20 protein-coding genes, 1 tRNA gene and 1 pseudogene are annotated in these 17,195 nt (G+C 58.5%); 9 read left to right on the forward strand and 13 right to left on the reverse strand.

Annotated elements, in window-relative coordinates; translation table 11 throughout:
• Positions 1-65: 65 nt before the first annotated feature.
• Positions 66-791 (forward strand): amidotransferase, encoded by a 726-nt coding sequence (locus tag ACP7BX_RS10250; RefSeq protein WP_177112202.1) that lies wholly within the window; start codon positions 66-68, stop codon positions 789-791.
• Here the strand turns inward: ACP7BX_RS10250 and ACP7BX_RS10255 are convergent.
• The 3 genes from ACP7BX_RS10255 to ACP7BX_RS10265 form a co-directional block, all read right to left on the reverse strand.
• Positions 788-1,759, reverse strand: coding sequence for a magnesium and cobalt transport protein CorA (locus tag ACP7BX_RS10255; protein ID WP_016979227.1), 972 nt, complete (start codon positions 1,757-1,759; stop codon positions 788-790). The two genes, ACP7BX_RS10250 and ACP7BX_RS10255, sit on opposite strands and share 4 nt — an antisense overlap.
• Before the next feature lie 133 nt (positions 1,760-1,892).
• Positions 1,893-2,615: a 1-acylglycerol-3-phosphate O-acyltransferase gene (locus ACP7BX_RS10260; RefSeq protein ID WP_426126828.1), complete on the reverse strand. Its 723-nt coding sequence runs from the start codon at positions 2,613-2,615 to the stop codon at positions 1,893-1,895.
• 212 nt (positions 2,616-2,827) lie between these two features.
• Positions 2,828-3,520, reverse strand: a complete 693-nt coding sequence (locus tag ACP7BX_RS10265) for a crotonase/enoyl-CoA hydratase family protein (protein WP_015885385.1) — start codon at positions 3,518-3,520, stop codon at positions 2,828-2,830.
• A gap of 336 nt (positions 3,521-3,856) precedes the next feature.
• Here ACP7BX_RS10265 and ACP7BX_RS10270 point away from each other — a divergent pair.
• A tRNA-Ser gene (locus ACP7BX_RS10270) sits at positions 3,857-3,946 on the forward strand.
• A gap of 85 nt (positions 3,947-4,031) precedes the next feature.
• On the opposite strand, the gene ACP7BX_RS10275 is transcribed toward ACP7BX_RS10270, so the two are convergent.
• Entirely contained in the window at positions 4,032-4,301 is a 270-nt protein-coding gene (locus ACP7BX_RS10275; RefSeq protein ID WP_061449276.1) for a hypothetical protein, read from the reverse strand.
• Positions 4,302-4,509: 208 nt separating this feature from the next.
• Between ACP7BX_RS10275 and ACP7BX_RS10280 the strand changes: the two genes are divergently transcribed.
• The 4 genes from ACP7BX_RS10280 (at position 4,510) to ACP7BX_RS10295 (ending at position 6,918) form a co-directional block, all read left to right on the forward strand.
• Positions 4,510-4,833, forward strand: coding sequence for a DUF2442 domain-containing protein (locus ACP7BX_RS10280; RefSeq protein WP_061449275.1), 324 nt, complete (start codon positions 4,510-4,512; stop codon positions 4,831-4,833).
• Between the two features lie 102 nt (positions 4,834-4,935).
• Positions 4,936-5,409 carry a hypothetical protein gene (locus tag ACP7BX_RS10285; RefSeq protein WP_061449274.1) on the forward strand — a complete coding sequence of 158 codons (474 nt, stop codon included), beginning with the start codon at positions 4,936-4,938 and terminating at the stop codon, positions 5,407-5,409.
• 165 nt (positions 5,410-5,574) lie between these two features.
• Positions 5,575-6,549: a hypothetical protein gene (locus ACP7BX_RS10290; RefSeq protein ID WP_426126298.1), complete on the forward strand. Its 975-nt coding sequence runs from the start codon at positions 5,575-5,577 to the stop codon at positions 6,547-6,549.
• A complete protein-coding gene (locus ACP7BX_RS10295) occupies positions 6,550-6,918 on the forward strand; it encodes a hypothetical protein (RefSeq protein WP_426126300.1) in 369 nt (122 codons plus the stop codon).
• Positions 6,919-6,956: 38 nt separating this feature from the next.
• Here ACP7BX_RS10295 and ACP7BX_RS10300 read toward each other — a convergent pair whose 3' ends face one another.
• On the reverse strand, positions 6,957-7,310 hold the full coding sequence (locus ACP7BX_RS10300; protein WP_269131690.1) for a gamma-glutamylcyclotransferase family protein: 354 nt from the start codon (positions 7,308-7,310) through the stop codon (positions 6,957-6,959).
• Between the two features lie 9 nt (positions 7,311-7,319).
• On the reverse strand, positions 7,320-7,979 hold the full coding sequence (locus ACP7BX_RS10305) for a M24 family metallopeptidase (protein ID WP_426126302.1): 660 nt from the start codon (positions 7,977-7,979) through the stop codon (positions 7,320-7,322).
• Between the two features lie 149 nt (positions 7,980-8,128).
• On the opposite strand from ACP7BX_RS10305, the gene ACP7BX_RS10310 reads away from it, so the two are divergent.
• Positions 8,129-8,497, forward strand: a complete 369-nt coding sequence (locus ACP7BX_RS10310) for a hypothetical protein (RefSeq protein ID WP_426126304.1) — start codon at positions 8,129-8,131, stop codon at positions 8,495-8,497.
• A gap of 63 nt (positions 8,498-8,560) precedes the next feature.
• Here ACP7BX_RS10310 and ACP7BX_RS10315 read toward each other — a convergent pair whose 3' ends face one another.
• The gene (locus ACP7BX_RS10315; protein WP_426126306.1) at positions 8,561-9,139 is read right to left on the reverse strand and encodes a DUF4337 domain-containing protein; all 579 of its coding nucleotides are present in this window, start codon (positions 9,137-9,139) and stop codon (positions 8,561-8,563) included.
• A gap of 184 nt (positions 9,140-9,323) precedes the next feature.
• Here ACP7BX_RS10315 and ACP7BX_RS10320 point away from each other — a divergent pair, with 184 nt between their 5' ends.
• On the forward strand, positions 9,324-10,172 hold the full coding sequence (locus ACP7BX_RS10320) for an oxidoreductase (protein ID WP_033901228.1): 849 nt from the start codon (positions 9,324-9,326) through the stop codon (positions 10,170-10,172).
• Between the two features lie 25 nt (positions 10,173-10,197).
• Here ACP7BX_RS10320 and ACP7BX_RS10325 read toward each other — a convergent pair.
• The 5 genes and pseudogenes from ACP7BX_RS10325 to ACP7BX_RS10345 all read right to left on the reverse strand — a co-directional run.
• Positions 10,198-10,290 (reverse strand): annotated as a pseudogene (locus ACP7BX_RS10325) (helix-turn-helix domain-containing protein); the annotation flags it as partial.
• A 17-nt stretch (positions 10,291-10,307) separates the two neighbouring features.
• Complete coding sequence (locus ACP7BX_RS10330; protein ID WP_177113321.1) at positions 10,308-11,102, reverse strand: energy transducer TonB family protein; 795 nt, start codon at positions 11,100-11,102, stop codon at positions 10,308-10,310.
• A 74-nt stretch (positions 11,103-11,176) separates the two neighbouring features.
• Positions 11,177-13,915 carry a TonB-dependent receptor domain-containing protein gene (locus ACP7BX_RS10335; protein ID WP_426126309.1) on the reverse strand — a complete coding sequence of 913 codons (2,739 nt, stop codon included), beginning with the start codon at positions 13,913-13,915 and terminating at the stop codon, positions 11,177-11,179.
• Between the two features lie 94 nt (positions 13,916-14,009).
• Positions 14,010-14,951, reverse strand: a complete 942-nt coding sequence (locus tag ACP7BX_RS10340; protein WP_426126311.1) for a FecR family protein — start codon at positions 14,949-14,951, stop codon at positions 14,010-14,012.
• Positions 14,944-15,471: a sigma-70 family RNA polymerase sigma factor gene (locus tag ACP7BX_RS10345; RefSeq protein ID WP_033901225.1), complete on the reverse strand. Its 528-nt coding sequence runs from the start codon at positions 15,469-15,471 to the stop codon at positions 14,944-14,946. The genes ACP7BX_RS10340 and ACP7BX_RS10345 overlap by 8 nt, the downstream gene beginning before the upstream one ends.
• 154 nt (positions 15,472-15,625) lie before the next feature.
• On the opposite strand from ACP7BX_RS10345, the gene ACP7BX_RS10350 reads away from it, so the two are divergent.
• Positions 15,626-16,312: an HAD-IA family hydrolase gene (locus ACP7BX_RS10350; RefSeq protein ID WP_038841925.1), complete on the forward strand. Its 687-nt coding sequence runs from the start codon at positions 15,626-15,628 to the stop codon at positions 16,310-16,312.
• A gap of 90 nt (positions 16,313-16,402) precedes the next feature.
• On the opposite strand, the gene ACP7BX_RS10355 is transcribed toward ACP7BX_RS10350, so the two are convergent.
• Positions 16,403-17,149 (reverse strand): 3-oxoacyl-ACP reductase family protein, encoded by a 747-nt coding sequence (locus ACP7BX_RS10355; protein WP_033901224.1) that lies wholly within the window; start codon positions 17,147-17,149, stop codon positions 16,403-16,405.
• Positions 17,150-17,195 lie beyond the last annotated feature (46 nt).

The following is a 17,195-nucleotide window of genomic DNA, read 5'->3' on the forward strand; positions in this document are numbered from 1 at the left end:
GAAGGGGTATTTCAAGGCAGGCTCTGGGGTGTGCAATATTCCCATCACCGTGTCAGGTATTTTTTATGTCGCTACGCGTCTGTATCCTGGAAACCGATATCCTGCGTCCAGGCTTGATCGATCAATACCAAGGGTACGGGCAGATGTTCAAGCGCCTGTTCGCCAAGCAGCCGATTCCCGCCGAGTTTGTCGTGTACAACGTGGTGAACGGCGAATACCCGCCGGACGATGAAGTATTCGATGCCTACCTGGTGACCGGCAGCAAGGCCGACTCCTTTGGCACCGACCCGTGGATCCAGACCCTCAAGACCTACCTGCTCGAACGTTACGAACGCGGCGACAAGCTGCTCGGCATCTGCTTCGGTCACCAACTGCTGGCGCTGTTGCTCGGCGGCAAGACCGAACGCGCCGGCCAGGGCTGGGGCATGGGCATCCACGACTACAAGCTCGATGCCAAGACGCCGTGGATGAGCCCCGAAGTGGAAGAACTGACGCTACTGATCAGCCACCAGGACCAGGTCACCACACTGCCGGAGAATGCCACGGTCATCGCCTCCAGCGCCTTTTGCCCGTTCGCCGCGTACCACATCGGCGACCAGGTCCTGTGTTTCCAGGGGCACCCGGAATTTGTCAGCGACTATTCCCGCGAGTTGCTGGAGATTCTTCAGACGACGTTGGGCGAAAAGGTCTACACAAACGGCGTGGCCAGCCTTGAGCGCGACCACCACGGTGCCACCGTGGCGGAATGGATGATGCGTTTCGTCGCGCACAAGCCCGAGGCCCAGGTTTAAAGCCAGCCCGAACGCTTGAAACTGGCCCACAGGCTGGTGCAACCCACCGCAATAAACCCGAGCACCGCAAAATAGCCGTAGTGCCATTGCAGCTCGGGCATGTTCTGGAAGTTCATCCCGTAAATCCCCGCCACTGCGGTGGGGAACGCGAGGATCGCCGCCCATGCGGCGAACTTGCGCTGCACCACGCTCTGGCGCGATGCCTCCAGCAGCACACCGATTTCGATGGTCTGGCTGGCGATATCGCGCAGGGTGGTCAGGTCTTCCATCTGCCGCGTCACGTGGATCTGCACATCACGAAAGTACGGGCGCATGTTCTTGTCGATAAACGGAAAGCTGAGCTTCTGCAGCTCCTGGCTGATCTCCACCATCGGCGCCACATAACGCTTGAGCCGCAACACGTCGCGACGCAGGCCGTGAATCTTCTGGATATCCCGCTCGCTCAACGAACTGCACAGCACATTACGCTCCAACTCATCGATCTCGGCATGGATCGCTTCGCTCACCGGCTGGTAGTTCTCGGTGACGAAATCCAGCAGCGCATAGAGTACGAAATCTTCCCCATGCTCCAGCAACAGTGGCCGCGCCTCACAGCGCTGGCGCACAAAGCCGTAGGACGCTGAGTGACCGTTGCGTGCAGTGATGATGTAGCCATTGCCGGCGAAGATATGCGTCTCGATAAACTCCAGCTTGCCGTTCTCGCGCACCGGTGAATAGGTGACGATAAACAGCGCATCGCCGAAGGTTTCCAGCTTGGGGCGGCTGTGTTTTTCCAGGGCGTCTTCGATGGCCAATTCATGCAGGTTGAACTGGCGTTGCAGGTTGGCCAGTTCCTGGGCGTCGGGCTCTTCCAGGCCGATCCACACAAAGTGGTCGGGTTTGGCGGCCCAGGCCGCGCCTTCATCGAGGGTGATATCCGTGACTTTCTTACCGGCGCTATAAACGGCGGCCGCAACAACTCTACCCATGGTGCTGATCGCTTCTTATTGGGAGGACAGGTGTTGGGCAGCTTAGCCTGAATGGCGTTCCGTCGTAGCGGCAAGCTTTTTTGTGGTGAGCGAGCTTGCTCGCGCTGGGGTGCGAAGCGCCCCCCGACAATCTTCAGACAGCCCGCAACTCGCGGTCCATCTGCGCGATGCATTCATCCATCTGCGCATGACACGCCTGCATCAACGCCGGGATGTCATCCGCAGTCATCCCAGTGGTAGGAATCGGCGGCAACGACCGTATGAGCACATCCCCACTGTTCCAGCGATTGAGCTGCATGTGAGTGACGTAATTGCTGACGCACACCTGCACAATCGGCACACCGGCCGCAATCGCCATATGGAACGCGCCTTTCTTGAACGGCAGCAAACCCTTGCCCAGATTGCGCGTGCCTTCGGGGAACACCCAGATCGACGTGTCTTCGTGCTGCAAAGTGTGCGTCGTGGTGAGCATCGCGCGGCGCGCCTTGTGCGCATTGCCTCGGTCGATCAGCACGTTGCCCGCCAGCCAGAACAACTGGCCGAACAGCGGCACCCATTTCAGGCTTTTCTTGGCGATACACACGGTGCGGTAAGGCACCACGTTGCCGAACACAAACAGGTCATAGTTGGACTGGTGATTGGCGATGATCACGCAGGTGCCAGGCTTGTTGCGCAGCGAGTCCACATCGGTGTTCACGTTCAGCCGCAGAATCCACATGGCCGGGAGCGCGTAGAGGCGAGCACACAGGCGACTGTTGTCCGGATTGAATGGCCGACACAGACCGACCAGCACGCCCAGTATACCGGCGAGCATAAAGTGCAGGCCCATCAACAACATACGCAGCAAAAAAAGCATCGACACGGCCTATCCGGACAAAAGGTGGCGCAGTGTACGGATGTGCACTGTATTCGGCAATTACCCCTGTAGAGGTAGGAGATAGCCGATGTTTAAGCGCATGTTTCGATATCTACCGGCACGGGCAGGCTAGAGCGGCTAAGGATGATTCGGATTTATTTGTAAGAAAAAGCCCGACTCAAGGTCGGGCTCTGGTGTATCAGGCGTAGGGCTTAGCTCAGGATATGTCCCTGGTCCTGAATGATTGCATCGTCCAGGGCTTCCAGCAGCTCTTTACGCACCTTCAACTTGGTGTGCTTGTGGGCATTCATGTTCAGCTTCTTCAACTGACGCGCCGCCTCCAGCGCCGCCGCATGCAATTCCTCCGGTGCTACCACCTTGTCGAGGAAGCCGGCTTGCAATGCGCCTTGCGGGTCAAACATCTCGGCATTGATCACCGAACGATGGAACGCCGACTTACGCAGACGATCCCGCGCCAGCTCGATCCCAGCGTGGTGCATGGTCATGCCAATTGCCACCTCGTTCAGGCCGATGCTGAACGGGCCTTCCACACCAATCCGATAATCCGCCGACAACAGCAGGAACGCACCCTTGGCCACCGCATGCCCAGGGCACGCCACAATCACCGGGAACGGGTGCGACAACAGACGACGCGCCAAGGTCGAACCGGACGTCACCAGGCCGATCGCCTCTTTAGGGCCGGCGGTCATCACCTTCAAATCATAACCCCCCGACAAAATCCCCGGCGTGCCGGTGATCACCACCACCGCCCGGTCCTTCTCGGCCTGATCCAGCGCTTCATTAAAGGCACTGACCACCGCCGGAGAAATGGCATTCACCTTGCCGTTGCTCAAGGTCAGGGTCGCGATACCGTCTTCGAGGTGGTAGGCAATCAACTCACTCATGACGCGGTTCCTTGTAGGATTTGTTATAGAAGGCTTGTTAATAGCAGTGCATGCGCAGACGTTACCCACCACGCCCGCCCCGGTAAAGCGCCGTGACTGACTACCCAGTCAGACTTTTCCCGAAGACAGGCGTTGGGAAAGCCTGGGGCAGGGCGCAATCGCCGCCCCAGACCCATCCCGCCGATGCCTGAGAATGGCACAATCACCGCCCCTTGCCGGGCGCGGATCGGCATAACCGGCTAACCGCATGAAAATTCTGAAAAAAACCTTTGCCATCAGAAAGGCTTTCGACTACATTAGCGCGCCTCGACAGACTGAACTGGTTTGACGAGATACGGTGAAGTGTCCGAGTGGCTTAAGGAGCACGCCTGGAAAGTGTGTATACAAGAAATTGTATCGAGAGTTCGAATCTCTCCTTCACCGCCACATTCGATGTAAACAAAACCCCTGGTTTCGAGAGAAACCAGGGGTTTTGTAGTTTCTGGGGTTCGAAAATCTCACCTTTATCGAATCACGCGCTTGGCATATCCATGCGTCGCCCTATGACATCCAGCAAATCACACCCATCGCGCAGCGGGATCGAGCACAGCAAGGCAAAGTCGCTGAGTACAACCGCATCACTACTGATTTCACTGCGAAGCGCAAGGTTCTCAAGCACCTGCGTCACGGCACGGAGTCGATAGTTCGCGGCGTCGAGGAGGATTTCCAGTGGGACGGTTGTGTCGACAAAAAGAGCAGGGGTCGCGCTGTCGTTGCTGGTGAGGGCCATGAATTGGTTCATGTGTGACTCCATTGGACAATTGTAGGAAACAACGACGTTTGAAAATTACGTCGTTCGCGTTCCGTCTTGACTGTCATCGAGTCGCCAAACCCGGTCGCCATGTGGGCAACGGGGCGACTGTAGTCTCGGGCATTTTGAAATGGGAGGGCGCTCATTCCGGATTGCTTGTAGGACGTTGCCCTAAATCATTCCCTCGATCTTCGTGCCCATGATTTTAGTTGCTGAAAATGCGATTGTGGCTGGCGCGAGTTCCGACAAAAGGTGCTGTTCCATTACTAGCAAGCATCGCATCTCAAAGGTGAAGCCCATTCCTGGCAAGCATGCTCTTGAGATCGAGTGGGATGACGGTAAGCGGTTTACTGTTGATCTTATCGATCATATAAATACTTTTCTGGCTCTTGAACCACTACGGGATTTGGTGCTGTTCGGTCGAGTTAAGGTCGGGAAGTGGGGGGTAGATGTGAACTGGACTCGGGAGCTAGAGCTTCCTGCTGCCACGCTGCATCGCCTAGCGATGAAACAGGCTGACTAGCAATCAATCGATATGTCATTTCACGTTGCAGGAAATTCAAGTGTGATCGCTCGTAGGAGCCAACTTTAAGACATCTTCACTTTATTGCAGGAGGAAAAGTTGATGGGGCTTTCGCTGCGTGTTTACTGCTACGACCCTTCAGGACAGCTGTACTCGGTGCCAGAAACGGTGGCATCGGCGATGATAGGAGTTGCAGTGGGTAAGGGTGTTGCCGTTCCTCGTTTCGCAAGATGCACGGTCAGGTTTGCGCAATTTATCGTTGAGTTGCAGGACCGCAAGCCCGTTAGTATCTCCATGGAAAACTACTACGTACTTCGCTTTGACAGCAATGGTGTGGCCGATTCGGAGCGTTATCTTCGAGAAACGTTAGAAATGAGGGACTCTCTGTTCGGCGACAAGATGGTCGCTGGGGTAATTGATGCGAGAGGTATATTTGCGACTCGGGGTCGTGGGTGGAGCCCTACGGCAACGGAGAAAATCAAGCTCAATCAGGCAGTGTTTGGCGAAGTGAAAGTACCTCGACTGCCAAAGCTAGCACTGTGTGCAACTGATGCACGCATCTGGCAGGCAACATAAATCGGGTGGCGGGAATGTTGGTTGAATGGAGCTTGTAAATGTAGGCATGCCCTCTGATTAAAGTAGTCCATTTCCCAAACGCTAAAAACACCCCAGTACGCGTCTTACCTCACCTGTAACGCCTTCCTATAGTCGTGCACCTCACTCACTGGGAAGTGTCACGCGATGCAGGGACCCTATGCATTTATCAATGAGCGGCCACAGCCTTACCCACTGCTCAAGCTCAGTCTTTCTCTCAATCTTCATACTCAAACAAAGTTTGACATCCTCAACCATCACATCCGTAACACCGTGGTATTGCCGGGGCAGCTAGTGATCATGGGGGATAGTCGCACGGCGTCGTGTACCGCCGAAGAAGCGCAGTTGATGCGCTCGGCGCAAAACATAAACCATGACTTGCTGGCGCATTCCGCCATTGATGGTTTTTTGATCAAAAACTACGATCAGTTGCAGGCCATCATGTCCCATGCTTCTCTCGGCATCGGCAGTGCCAGCAGCGCATGGAGCAAGCATCTGGCGCAAATCGAGCAGACCCTCATGGAAGTCGAGCAGTTGCATAAGAAGTACATGAGGAAGGGCAGCATGGGGGCGCGGGGGGAGTTTTTAATTAAACGCAGAGCGCTTTTTGCACGGTTGGAAACACAGCTCTCGGGGATGGCGCGCTTAGGCTCGGGTTTGAAAAACGAAACATCGATAAAAAAGATGCTGGGTATTTCCAGCAAGAGTTACTGGCACCACGGAGAAATTCGTGGGTATGAGGAGAGGGTCAAACGAGTCGCCAAGGCTTCACAGATTTTGAAGAAGGGTACCTATATTGGTATTGCACTGGATGTTGGGGCGGCGGCGCTGGAGATTACAGAGGCGTGCACCATAGAGCGGGAGCAGGAGTGCACACGAGCGCAATATGTTGAAGGGGGCAAGCTCCTGCTCGGCGCTGGTGGTGCATACGCAGGTGGTTCAACAGGTGCCACTCTCGGCATAGGCGCTTGTGCGATTGTTTTCGGCATACCTACCGCGGGGGCCGGGGCCTTGGCCTGTGCAATTGTAGGCGGCGCTGCGGGCGCCTTAGCTTTAGGTTCAGCCGGGAGTGTTATGGGCGAAGTCGGCGGTACATTTATCTATAAAACCTGGAAAGAATAAATGGCCCTTTTACATCTCGGTCTCTTCTCATCAGTTCTTATGCTACTCAGTATCCCGCTAACATTCTTCGCCATGTTCAAAAAACTCGACGCTGCGGAAAGCTATGTGGAGCACACCGACTATGTCATCGGGCACAAGAAAACCCTTCGTTTCGCTCCATTCGAAGGACGGGCCTCACGCGTCGTTGCCATGGCTATCATCATTCTAATTCCCAAAGTACTGCAGTGGAGACGTTTGGTACGGGTTGAGGACGTTCAAAAAATCCCAACGCATCTCAAGTTCTGGATGGTCTTTCCGACAACAGTTGCGCTCATATCGAGTATCGGCATGGTTATCAGCTGGCTTTTTTTAGATCCTGAATTGCTTTAGACAAGGGCGACGTTCTGTCGCCCATTCCGTCAATCGCCTCAAGCCCGCACATACACCCAAGCCCTCAACCCCGAAGCCAACCCCACCTCCACCCGCTTGTAATCCGCCACTTCATACGCATCCGCCGCCGCTAATTCCTGCTCCGTAATCTGAAACACCATCCCCTCAACCCTGGCGTCTGCCTGCGTACTCGGCGCCACAATCGGATGATGCGTCTTGCCACTGCTCGCCAGCACGTCCGGGTCAGTGATCTCTACCCAGCTCTGCGAGTAACCCAGCATCGCATCCTGCTGGCCGGTCAGTTCGCGGCCGAAGTTGGCCAGTTGTACGGATTTGTCTTGCAGCGTGCCGTAGGAAAACAACAGTACGGGGTGTTCGGTGGAGCGGTTCATTGCAGTTCCTTAAGCGAGGAGGTCTTCGTAGAAAGCGCCGTAGGGTTTGCTCGGATGGGCGATCTGGATTTCGAGGATCCACAGCCCGGCATTCGGGTAGTGCTCGAAATCCCCCAGGTCGCCGCCGCGGTGGATGGCGTGGGGGAAGTCGCTGACGCGGTGGCCCTTGATGTCGAGGTTGAGGTGCCAGCCCATGGCCTGGGCTTGTGCTTCGGCGTAGCGGTAAAGCTCGAGACCCACGACTTGGTCGTTTTTCCAGCGGGCTTGTACGCGGTCGAACAGCTCTTTGGCGGCGCTGGCGCAGGCGAGCATGTCTGGGTCGTTGCCGGTGGCGAAGGTGGCGCCGGCATCGCCTTCGTGGCCTTGCCAGACGGCGCCCATGTCGATGAAGAAGATGTCGTTGTCGCCCAGCACCGGGTCGCCGTCGGAGCGTTGTTTGAAGGTCTTGAGGGTGTTGGCGCCAAAGCGCACCAGCAGTGGGTGCCAGATGCGCTGCATGTCGAGATCGGCGAGGACTTGCTTGCCCAGGTCGCGGGCTTCGGATTCGCGCATGCCGGGGCGGATACGTTGGGCGAGTTGTTCGATGGCTTGCCAGGTCATGGCCTGGGCGTAGCGCATGGAGTCGATGCTGTAGGCGGCGCCCACGGCTTCTTTGGGTTGTGCGGACACCGGCTTTTCCTCGGTTTGAAGTGGGTTTATCGCTATTCCTTTTACTATATAGCGGTGTAATGGCAAAGGGCTTATGGAAACGCTGGAGAAGCTTTCCACGCTTTGTTAAGGTCGCCGCCTTTCCGATACAGCCATTCAGAGGGATCTAAATGCACCCGGTACTTCGCAAGACATTCGGCGGGCTTTCTGCCCAGTACTACATCCGCAACTTCCTGTTCGGGCTGATTTTTCCCGTGCTGATCTATACCGCGCTGACCCATTCGAAAACCGGTGTGTTCACACTGGGCGCGCTGCTCTATTGCGTGGTCAACAGCCTGCTTTATCCCTACGCGCGCTTCGTTTACGAAAGCATCATGGATTACATTTTTGGCAACAACGTGTTCTTTGTGAATGCCATTCTGATGTTGACCGTCAAGGTGTTCACCATGGCGATCTGCTGGGCCATGGCGGTTTTCATTGCGCCTATTGGGCTGGCGTATCTGTACTTCCATCATAGCCGTGCGGCGAATCGAGCCTGATTCGATGTTGCGTAGTGCATAGACTGTGGCGAGGGAGCAAGCTCCCTCGCCACAGGTACGTGGTCAGATATGTAGCCAGGCAAGGCTCCCCAGTAAGACTGCGGCGCCACCTGCGGTGTACGACATCCGCTTCAACCACTCCCGCCGCGTCAGCAAGGTAATCGCCGCCAACGAAATCGCGATCTGGATCGCGGTCATCGCCTGGGCCCAGCGATGATGCTGGTGCAGCGCCTGCTCTGATTTTTCATCCCATTGCTTTGACGTGGCTTCAAGCTTCTCGGCCTGTTTGCGCACGTCCTCCTTCTGGCTCTTGTAGCGCTCGATTTCTTCCTTGTAATGCACCGCGTCCACACCGGGAATGTGCGTGGCCAGTTCCGCGAGGTTTTGCCGGCTGGATTTGGCCTGGTAGTAATTCCACTGGTTGGCGGCTTCGGTCTTGAAGATGGCGGCGTTGTTCTTGTCCATCGCCGCTTCGCTTTCGGTGGAGCCGGCCTGGTAGCTGAGCATGGCGCCGAGGGTGGCCATGAGGGCGGTCATCACGGCAATGCGGCTGGCGAAATTGTCGCCACGGCCGTGGGCGTGTTCGGTGGTGTGTTCGATGTGTTTTTCGTGGGGGCTGGGGACTTCGAAGGCTTCGGACATGGGGGCGTCTGTGAAGGGATTGTGGGAATCTGATTCTTCACCAGTGAAGCTGTCTCAAGCCTGTACGTAACGCTTGCGGGCATTGTGAAGTTTGGCTCGAAGGGGCATGCAGATTCGGCCTCTACTGGGAGAATGAGGCGGCGCTGATACTGGGGTGGTTCGTTCATTCAGAGGATTGGCTTTCATGACTTCATCCAATGCAAAACCTGTCTGGTTTATCACTGGCTGCTCCACGGGTTTCGGTCGCTACCTGGCGTTGCACACCCTCAGCCTCGGCTACCCCACCGTCGTCACCGCCCGCGATCCGCAACAGGTGCAGGACATCGTTGCCGACTACGCCGACCACGCCCTGGTGCTGGCGTTGGACGTGACCGACCCGGCCCAGGTTCGTGAGGCGGTGAAAGCTGCCGAAGATCACTTCGGGCATATCGATGTGCTGGTCAACAATGCTGGCATCGGTTACTTCGGTTCGTTCGAAGAGAGCGAGCTGGACGAAGTGCGCCGCATGTTCGAGATCAACGTCTGGGGCCTCAGCGATGTCACCCGCGCCGCGCTGCCGGGCATGCGTGCGCGGCGTTCCGGTACCGTGGTGAATGTGTCGTCTGTGGGCGGGATCATGGCCTACCCGACACTGAGCTTCTACAACGCCAGCAAGTTTGCGGTGGAAGCGATTTCCGAGTCGTTGTCCCAGGAGGTCGCGCCGCTGGGCATCAAGGTGCTGTTGGTGGAACCGAGCGGTTTCCGCACCGACTGGGCTGGGCGTTCCGCCAACGAAGCGCCTCACGCGATTGCTGATTACCACGCCACCGCTGGCGCGCGCACGGCGTTGTTGCGCAGCATCGACGGCAAACAAGCGGGTGACCCGATGCGTGCGGCGATTGCCATCGTCAATGCCGTGGAGGCCGACCAACCGCCACTGCGTTTGCTGCTGGGCAAGGCAGCGCTGGCCAATGCGCGGACCAAGGTGGAAGCCTTGAGCAAGGACTTTAATGCGTGGGCTTCAGTGACTGAAGGGGCGGATTTTCCAGAGTAGCGCTCTATAGCTCCAATTGACTGGTGTTGATGCCAAACGCCCTGGCAACTTCTTCCTGTGTCAGGTTCAGGTGTTCGTGCCAGGCGCGGATAGGCGTCGCGCCATCTACCAGGCGGTTGCGTGTTATGAACCCCCTCACTTCGCAAACACCACCGGCACGGTAAACCGCGTCTTGCTGCCCTCCGGCGGGCGTGGCACCGGGGAGGCGCGGTTGATCATGTCCAGCGTTGCTGTGTCCAGTTCGGTAAAACCGGCGGAGCGTACGATGCTGGCGCTGAGTACCTTGCCGTTGCTGTCGATTTCAAAGCGCAGATACGCCACGCCCCGGTCGCCTCGATCGCGGGCGTTTTGCGGGTAGCGTTTGTAGCGTTCCAGGTGGGCCAGCAGCTCGGCTTCCCATTGCACCTTTTGTGCGGGGTCGGCGGAGCCTCTTGAGGATTGATTTGCGGCGGTGGTGTCGGCCGGGTGTGTATCCAGCTTGGGCGGTGCCGTGGTGGCTGAAGGTGCCGGTTGTTCATCCTGCTTTTTCGGTGCCGTCTCGAACTCGGCGGCGTGTTCCGGCGCGGACGAATAGGTGCCCTGGGCGGTGTCCTTGAGCGGCGATGTTGCGGTTTTTGCGACACTCGGCCGGGTTGCCGCCACCACCTTCCTGGGTACTTCCCTTGGCGGTTTTTCCGACGGCGTATTCAGCTGTTTCTGTACCACTTTGTCCGGTGCCACTTGCAGGTCTTCTTCCACCGCTTGGGCGACTGGGGCGGCCGCCAATTCGATCATCATCGCCGCTGGAGCAGCTTCGGCCACCGTTACGCTGGGCGTATGCAACCACCAGGCGATAAGGCCGGCGTAGACGCTCAGGGTGATCAGCGTGGCAACGCTCCACAAGGCTTTGCGTGGCGGGTTGAGGTAGTCGGGAGCAGTCTTGGCAATCATGGGGGCATCAATAGGGATCAACGTAAAACGGGATGCCGAACAAGGGCATCCCGCAATTCAATACAACGGTCAGGTCAGAACTTGACGGTCAGCCCCGTACGCAACGTTCGCCCCGGCGCGGGCATGAAGCTTTGGGCCAGCGGGTCCAGGTAATAGACGTTGGTGAGGTTCTGTACCGAGAAATCCAGCTGGGTGCCTTTGACGATTTCGAAACTGGCAAACAGGTCGTAGATCGCTGACTTGCGGTAGTACATCTGGTTCGTGGTGATGCCGTTGTTCCAGGACTTGTCCAGTTTGGCGGTGGGCGCGCTGTTGTAGACCATGCGTCCGCCGAGAACGAGGCGGTTGTCGAACCAGCGGCTGCCCAACGTGGTGTTCACTGAATACTTGGGCGGGTTCTGAGTGTTGGTATAGGAACCGGGGAAGCCGCCGTCCACGCAATTGGGGGTGGAGGGGTTGTCTTCTTCGCGCAGTTTCTTCGCGATGTCCGGCGCGCAGGTCTTGGCATTCAGGTAGTAGGTGGCGGAGATGTCAGTGAACACCCGGCCCATGTCGTAGCTGGTTTGCAACTCGATGCCCTTGACCGTGAAACTGTCGACGTTCTGCAGGTTGCCGGCAAAGATGTCGGTGTAGTCTCGGGTGATGTAGTTTTCGATCTCGTTGTTGAAGTACGCGAGTTTGGCCGCGGCGGTATCGCCGTCAATCAGTACGCTGTTTTGCAACGTACTGGCGCCGAATTCCCAATTCTTGCTGCGCTCGGGCTTGATGCCATCGGTCGGCACGGCGGCCGTGAACAGGCCCAGGGTCGACTCGAACAGGCTCGGCATGCGCACACCTTCGTTGTAGTTGAGGTAGACGAAGCTGTTGTCGGTCAGGTTAAGCTTTGCGCCGAAGGACGGTGCGAACGCCTGGTCCTGCCGTTCAATGGGCGGCGCGAAGGTGTAGCTGGTCGGTTTGCGGTCCGGGCCGAACGTGGCCGGGCTGGCCTTGCGGTTGTGGTCCTTGCTGCTGAACTCGCTGTAACGACCGCCTGCGGTCAAGGTCAGTCGCTTGATCGGTGACCATTCAAGCGATGTCACCAGGCTGCTTTCCTCACGTTCGCCGCTGCGGATGAAGCGGTTCTTTTGCAGGTCCGACAGCAGCACCGGCGAGTTGTCATCGGGGCCCAGGTCTTCGGTCTGGTAGGAACCGCCGTAGGTCCAGGCGAACTTGCCTGCGCGGGTGTCGAAACGCGAGGTGTTGCTCAGGTCCACGCCCCAGCGCTTGTCTTTGGTGCGGTTGCGCAGGGCGTCCTTGTAGGTATCGCCGAGCGGGTCGGCATCGTCTTCATGGCCGTAGAGCGGCGTGACCGTGACCAGGCCATTGAAGGCTTCGCTCTGGGCTTTGGTGGCCCAGACGTTTGCGCTCAAATCCACCAACGGATTGTCTTCGGGCTTGTAGGTGTAGCGCGCGGTGTAGGCGTTGATGCGCATGCTGCCCGGGTCCCATTGCGGCACGCTGCCGCTGGTATTGCGGATGACCTGCGACGGCATCACTTCGCCGTAATGGCCATCGGTGTAGCGGTAGGTCAGCTCCAGTTTCTGGTCCGTCGCTGGCTTGATGATGGCTTTGAGCAGCACCGACTCGGTGTCGGTCGAGGTGTTGAAGACTTCGCTGTCGGGCTTGAAGAACTTGGCTGCGCTGTTGGCCTCCTGGGTGACGTAGATGTACTTCCGGGTCTTGGGGTCGTATTTGCGCACCTGCTGAAACACTTGGTACTTCTTGAAGCCCTTTTTACCAGCGTAGTAGTTGCCGCTCTGGCGCTGGGAATAGGCCGCGACGAAATCCACCGTCTCGCTGCTGCTGGCGAATGCCACGCTGCCGGAGTGGGCCGGGGAACCGTCCAGGCCGTTGCTGCCATGGTGCGGCGTGGCCTTGTAGGTGCCGGGCGCATCTACGCTGTTGCTCGACAGGTCACCCTTGAGGCGCACGCCGTAGGTTTCGCCGTCCTTGAGGATGTCCTTGGGTTGCAGGGTTTTCATTTTGACCATGCCGCCAATGGCGCCCGCCGCGTCGGCGCCAAGGCTGGGGCCCTTGTCTACGCTGATTTCACTGATCAGGTCAGGGTCGATATAGCTGCGCTGTTGCATGCCGCTGTAGCCACGGTAGGCATCGATGGCTTGTTGGCTGCCGTCGATGGTCACCGGCACCCGGCTCTGGCCTTGGATACCGCGGATGTTCACGTCCAACGCGCCGCCATTGCGCGCATCGCCGGTCTGTACGCCGGGCACGCCCTTGAGGATGTCGGCGGGGGAGGAGCCACGGAAGCGGTTGATGGTCTCGCCGGAGATAAACACGCTGGAACCGGCTTTGGTGTAGACCTGCGCGGCAGCACCGGTCAGGCGGCTGGTTTCGCCGCCCTTGATGGTCACAGGGCCAAGCAGTTCCGCATCTTCAAAGTCATTGACGCCCGCATTGGCGGCATCACGACGACTGAGAATAAGGCTGCGTTGGCCGTCGATTGTCCAGTTTACCGGTGCGTTGCCGAGCAAGCGTTGCAGGGCTTGCTCCTGGGTGAAGTTGCCGCGCAAGGCGGGGGCTTGCATACCATCCACCAGCCCGGCTTCCAGGCCCAGTTGCAGGTTGGCCTGTCGAGCGAAGGCGCTCAAAGCGGTGGTGAGCGGTTGGGCAGGAATATCGAAGAACCGTGTCGCCTGATCACTCGGCGTGCCGGTAGCCTCTGCGGCCAATGCCTGGGACGGCTGGAAAATCGTGCTGTGGATAGCAGCACAGAGGATGGCCAGTGCCAATGGTGCAGGTGATCGGTGACCCATGTTTCGTCGCCTTAGTGTTTGGTATTACGATTCATTCGCAATACTGGGAGCTACAAAGACGAACACCTGCGCGGTTTTTTTCAGGGCAATGTATTTATTTTTCTACATTCGATTTTTTGTGGCTGATGACCATGAGCAGCGGCGAGTACTCGCGAACCTCGCCGCCAATCGGCGCGACCAACGCCTGTAGCGCACGCCGGGTATCGCGTACGTCGTAGAGGCCGGTGACGCGCTTGCTGGCCAGGGCCGGGTCGTTGATCACAATCCAGCCCCGCTGGTAGCGCTCCAGTTGCTCGACGACCTGGGCGACGCTGACGTTCTCGAAGAATTGCGTGCCATTGATCCAGCCCGCCACTTCTGTGGGCGCCACCGACGACTGCGTTGCCGTGCCTTGTTGTCGGTCGATCCACAGCCGTTGTCCGGCGCTGAGTCGATACTGCTTGTTCACGCCCACGCTGCCGTCGCGCACTTCCACGGCCAGGCCGTTGTGGCTGCGGGCTACGTCGAAAGCGGTGCCCAATACGCGCACCATGTCATCGTCGCTGCGCACTTCGAAGGGTTTTTGCGCGTCATGGACGACATCAAAAAACACCTCTCCTTGAATCAACGTGACCTGGCGCTGCGCACCGTCAACGGTCACGTTCACCGAGCTTTGCGGTGCCAGCGTCAGGCGGCTGCCGTCGCTCAGGACGACCTCTCGCGTTTCGGCGGTGGCGGTGCTGTAGTCCGCGCGCCAAGCGGGGTTGAACACCAGCGCCGCGCCGACCGCCAATACGCTGATACACGCAGCGGCCAACCACGGCAGGCGAGCGCGCGTTGGGCGCGGCCAGTGTTCATGAGTGGTGGGCGCCTGCTGATCGAGCGCATCCATGGCGCGATTGACCTGAGCCCAGGCCTCGAAATGCGCCTCGTCACTGTGCAGCCAACGGTCGAATTCCTCGAAACGTTCGGGGTGGGCTTGCAGGTCCAGCAACCACTGGCCGGCGTCTTCGAGGCTGCGTGCCGAGACATTCCTGGGCGGGTGGGCATCATGCATAGGGACGTTCCTTACTGTGCGCGCCCTGGATGGCGACGCTCGAAGCCAGGTGAACGATGGCGTCCTTGACCAGGCGATGGGCGGTGGAAAGCGAAATATTGAGATGATCGGCGGTTTGCTGCAACGTGAAGCCGCCGAGGCGATGCATCTCTACGGCGATGCGCATTTGTTCCGGCAGGCTGGCCAGGGTCGCGGCGATACGGCTGGCATCGTCACTGTGCACCACCCGTTGTTCCGGCGACAACTCCTGGCCAGGACGCATCCATTGTGCAGGCGTTTTCTGCTGGCGTTTCTCGGTGGCCTGGCGGCGTACGGCGTCCAGCGCCAGGTTGCGCACGACCCGGTAGAGGTAGGCCAGCGGCTGTTCGACCGGGTCATCCGTGCTGCCGCAAAAGCGCAGGAATGCATCTTGCACCACGTCTTCGGCGCGTGCGTGGTCGCCCACCACAACCTTGGCGTAGTTGATCAGGGCGGGGCGATGGTCGAGGTAGAGTTGCAGCCTGGCGGCGTTGTCGGTCACAGCGAAACTCGAAAAGAGATCAGAGCCTGGAGCGCCGCGACGTTAATTTAATTGAGAGTAATTATCAATAGCGAGTCGCGACGGTTGCTTGCAGGCAAGGTGGACCGCTATTGTGCTGAATCCTTTTAGTCCTTCCCCCCAAGGATCTGTTGTGATGAATGCACCACGTACTGCTGTCCCGATCAAGGCTGTGATTTTCGATATGGACGGGTTGTTGCTGGACACTGAAGGTATCTACACCGAAGTCACGCAGATCATCGCCGAACGCTATGGCCGCACCTACGATTGGGGCATCAAGCAGCACATCATTGGGCGCGGTGCCCAGGATCTGGCTGACTACGTGGTGAAGGCGTTGGACCTGCCGATCACGCCCGCCGAATTCCTGACCATCCGTGAACCGCTGATGAGCGAACGCTTCCCAAAAGCCCTGGGCATGCCCGGCGCTGAAGCCTTGGTGCGGCACTTGAAGGCGCACAATATCCCGATTGCCGTGGGCACCAGTTCGTCGCGCAATTCGTTTGGTCACAAGACCACCCTGCACCGCGAATGGTTTGGCCTGTTCGACACCATCGTCACCGCTGACGACCCGGAAGTCGGTGCCGCGAAACCCGCGCCGGACATCTTCCTCACCGCCGCTCGCCGCCTGGGCGTTGCGCCCGAGGATTGCCTGGTGTTCGAAGACTCACCGTTTGGCGTCACCGCCGCCAAGGCTGCACACATGACCGCCATCGCCGTGCCGGACGAAGCCATGGCCGACAGCAAGTACCACCATGCCGACCAGATCATCCGCAAGCTCGCGGACTTCGATTTGGCGGCCTATGGCCTGCCGCCCCTGCGCTGAACAAACGGGGTAAAAAAAATGTGGGAGCTGGCTTGCCTGCGATGGTGATCTTCAGATCGCTATCGCAGGCAAGCCAGCTCACACACTGGGTTAAGCGCTGAAGCCACCATCAATTGTCAAGCTTGCACCAGTGATGTAGCCCGCTTCCGGCCCTGCGAGGTAAGCCACAAAGCTGGCAATTTCCTCGACATGCCCATACCGACCCACCGCCATCAACCCAATCAAACTCTCGGCAAAATCACTGTTTGCCGGGTTCATGTCGGTATCCACCGGCCCAGGCTGCACGTTGTTGATCGTAATACCCCGAGGCCCCAGGTCCCGCGCCAGGCCCTTGGTCAGCCCCACCAGCGCCGCCTTGCTCATGGCATACGGGCCACCACCGCCAAACGGCATGCGCTCGGCGTTGGTGCTGCCGATGTTGATCACCCGACCCCCTTCACCCATATGCTTGGCCGCTTCCTGGGTGGCGATAAACACGCTGCGTACGTTGATCGCCAGGGTCTGGTCAAAATCTTCCAGCTTGAAGTCTTCCAGCGGCGCGATGGCCAGTACACCGGCGTTGTTCACCAGGATGTCCAGGCGGCCAAAGGCTTCGACCGTGGCGTTGACCGCGTTGCGGATCGCACCGGCATCGGCGCTGTCGGCGTGGATCGCCAGGGCTTTGCCGCCTTCGCTGATCACGCTGTTCTGCAATTCTTCAGCCTTGGCGGCCGAGCTGACATAGGTGAAGGCAACCGCTGCGCCCTGCGCCGCGAGGCGCTTGACGATGGCGGCGCCGATGCCGCGAGAACCGCCTTGAATCAAGGCGACTTTGCCGCTGAGGTTCTGTGTGGTCATGTCGATCTCCTAGCTGTTCAAGGCGGGATGCCTTGTTGTTGGAACC

Source organism: Pseudomonas sp. DWP3-1-3b3, from assembly GCF_049896305.1.
In the GTDB taxonomy this organism is placed as follows: domain Bacteria; phylum Pseudomonadota; class Gammaproteobacteria; order Pseudomonadales; family Pseudomonadaceae; genus Aquipseudomonas; species Aquipseudomonas azotoformans_A.

Excerpts from the sequence above, each read along its gene's own strand:
- ACP7BX_RS10250 (WP_177112202.1), top strand. The coding sequence starts at position 66 with ATGTCGCTACGCGTCTGTATCCTGGAAACCGATATCCTGCGTCCAGGC.
- ACP7BX_RS10255 (WP_016979227.1), bottom strand. The coding sequence starts at position 1,759 with ATGGGTAGAGTTGTTGCGGCCGCCGTTTATAGCGCCGGTAAGAAAGTC.
- ACP7BX_RS10260 (WP_426126828.1), bottom strand. The coding sequence starts at position 2,615 with ATGCTTTTTTTGCTGCGTATGTTGTTGATGGGCCTGCACTTTATGCTC.
- ACP7BX_RS10265 (WP_015885385.1), bottom strand. The coding sequence starts at position 3,520 with ATGAGTGAGTTGATTGCCTACCACCTCGAAGACGGTATCGCGACCCTG.
- ACP7BX_RS10275 (WP_061449276.1), bottom strand. The coding sequence starts at position 4,301 with ATGAACCAATTCATGGCCCTCACCAGCAACGACAGCGCGACCCCTGCT.
- ACP7BX_RS10280 (WP_061449275.1), top strand. The coding sequence starts at position 4,510 with ATGATTTTAGTTGCTGAAAATGCGATTGTGGCTGGCGCGAGTTCCGAC.
- ACP7BX_RS10285 (WP_061449274.1), top strand. The coding sequence starts at position 4,936 with ATGGGGCTTTCGCTGCGTGTTTACTGCTACGACCCTTCAGGACAGCTG.
- ACP7BX_RS10290 (WP_426126298.1), top strand. The coding sequence starts at position 5,575 with ATGCAGGGACCCTATGCATTTATCAATGAGCGGCCACAGCCTTACCCA.
- ACP7BX_RS10295 (WP_426126300.1), top strand. The coding sequence starts at position 6,550 with ATGGCCCTTTTACATCTCGGTCTCTTCTCATCAGTTCTTATGCTACTC.
- ACP7BX_RS10300 (WP_269131690.1), bottom strand. The coding sequence starts at position 7,310 with ATGAACCGCTCCACCGAACACCCCGTACTGTTGTTTTCCTACGGCACG.
- ACP7BX_RS10310 (WP_426126304.1), top strand. The coding sequence starts at position 8,129 with ATGCACCCGGTACTTCGCAAGACATTCGGCGGGCTTTCTGCCCAGTAC.
- ACP7BX_RS10315 (WP_426126306.1), bottom strand. The coding sequence starts at position 9,139 with ATGTCCGAAGCCTTCGAAGTCCCCAGCCCCCACGAAAAACACATCGAA.
- ACP7BX_RS10320 (WP_033901228.1), top strand. The coding sequence starts at position 9,324 with ATGACTTCATCCAATGCAAAACCTGTCTGGTTTATCACTGGCTGCTCC.
- ACP7BX_RS10330 (WP_177113321.1), bottom strand. The coding sequence starts at position 11,102 with ATGATTGCCAAGACTGCTCCCGACTACCTCAACCCGCCACGCAAAGCC.
- ACP7BX_RS10335 (WP_426126309.1), bottom strand. The coding sequence starts at position 13,915 with ATGGGTCACCGATCACCTGCACCATTGGCACTGGCCATCCTCTGTGCT.
- ACP7BX_RS10340 (WP_426126311.1), bottom strand. The coding sequence starts at position 14,951 with ATGCATGATGCCCACCCGCCCAGGAATGTCTCGGCACGCAGCCTCGAA.
- ACP7BX_RS10350 (WP_038841925.1), top strand. The coding sequence starts at position 15,626 with ATGAATGCACCACGTACTGCTGTCCCGATCAAGGCTGTGATTTTCGAT.
- ACP7BX_RS10355 (WP_033901224.1), bottom strand. The coding sequence starts at position 17,149 with ATGACCACACAGAACCTCAGCGGCAAAGTCGCCTTGATTCAAGGCGGT.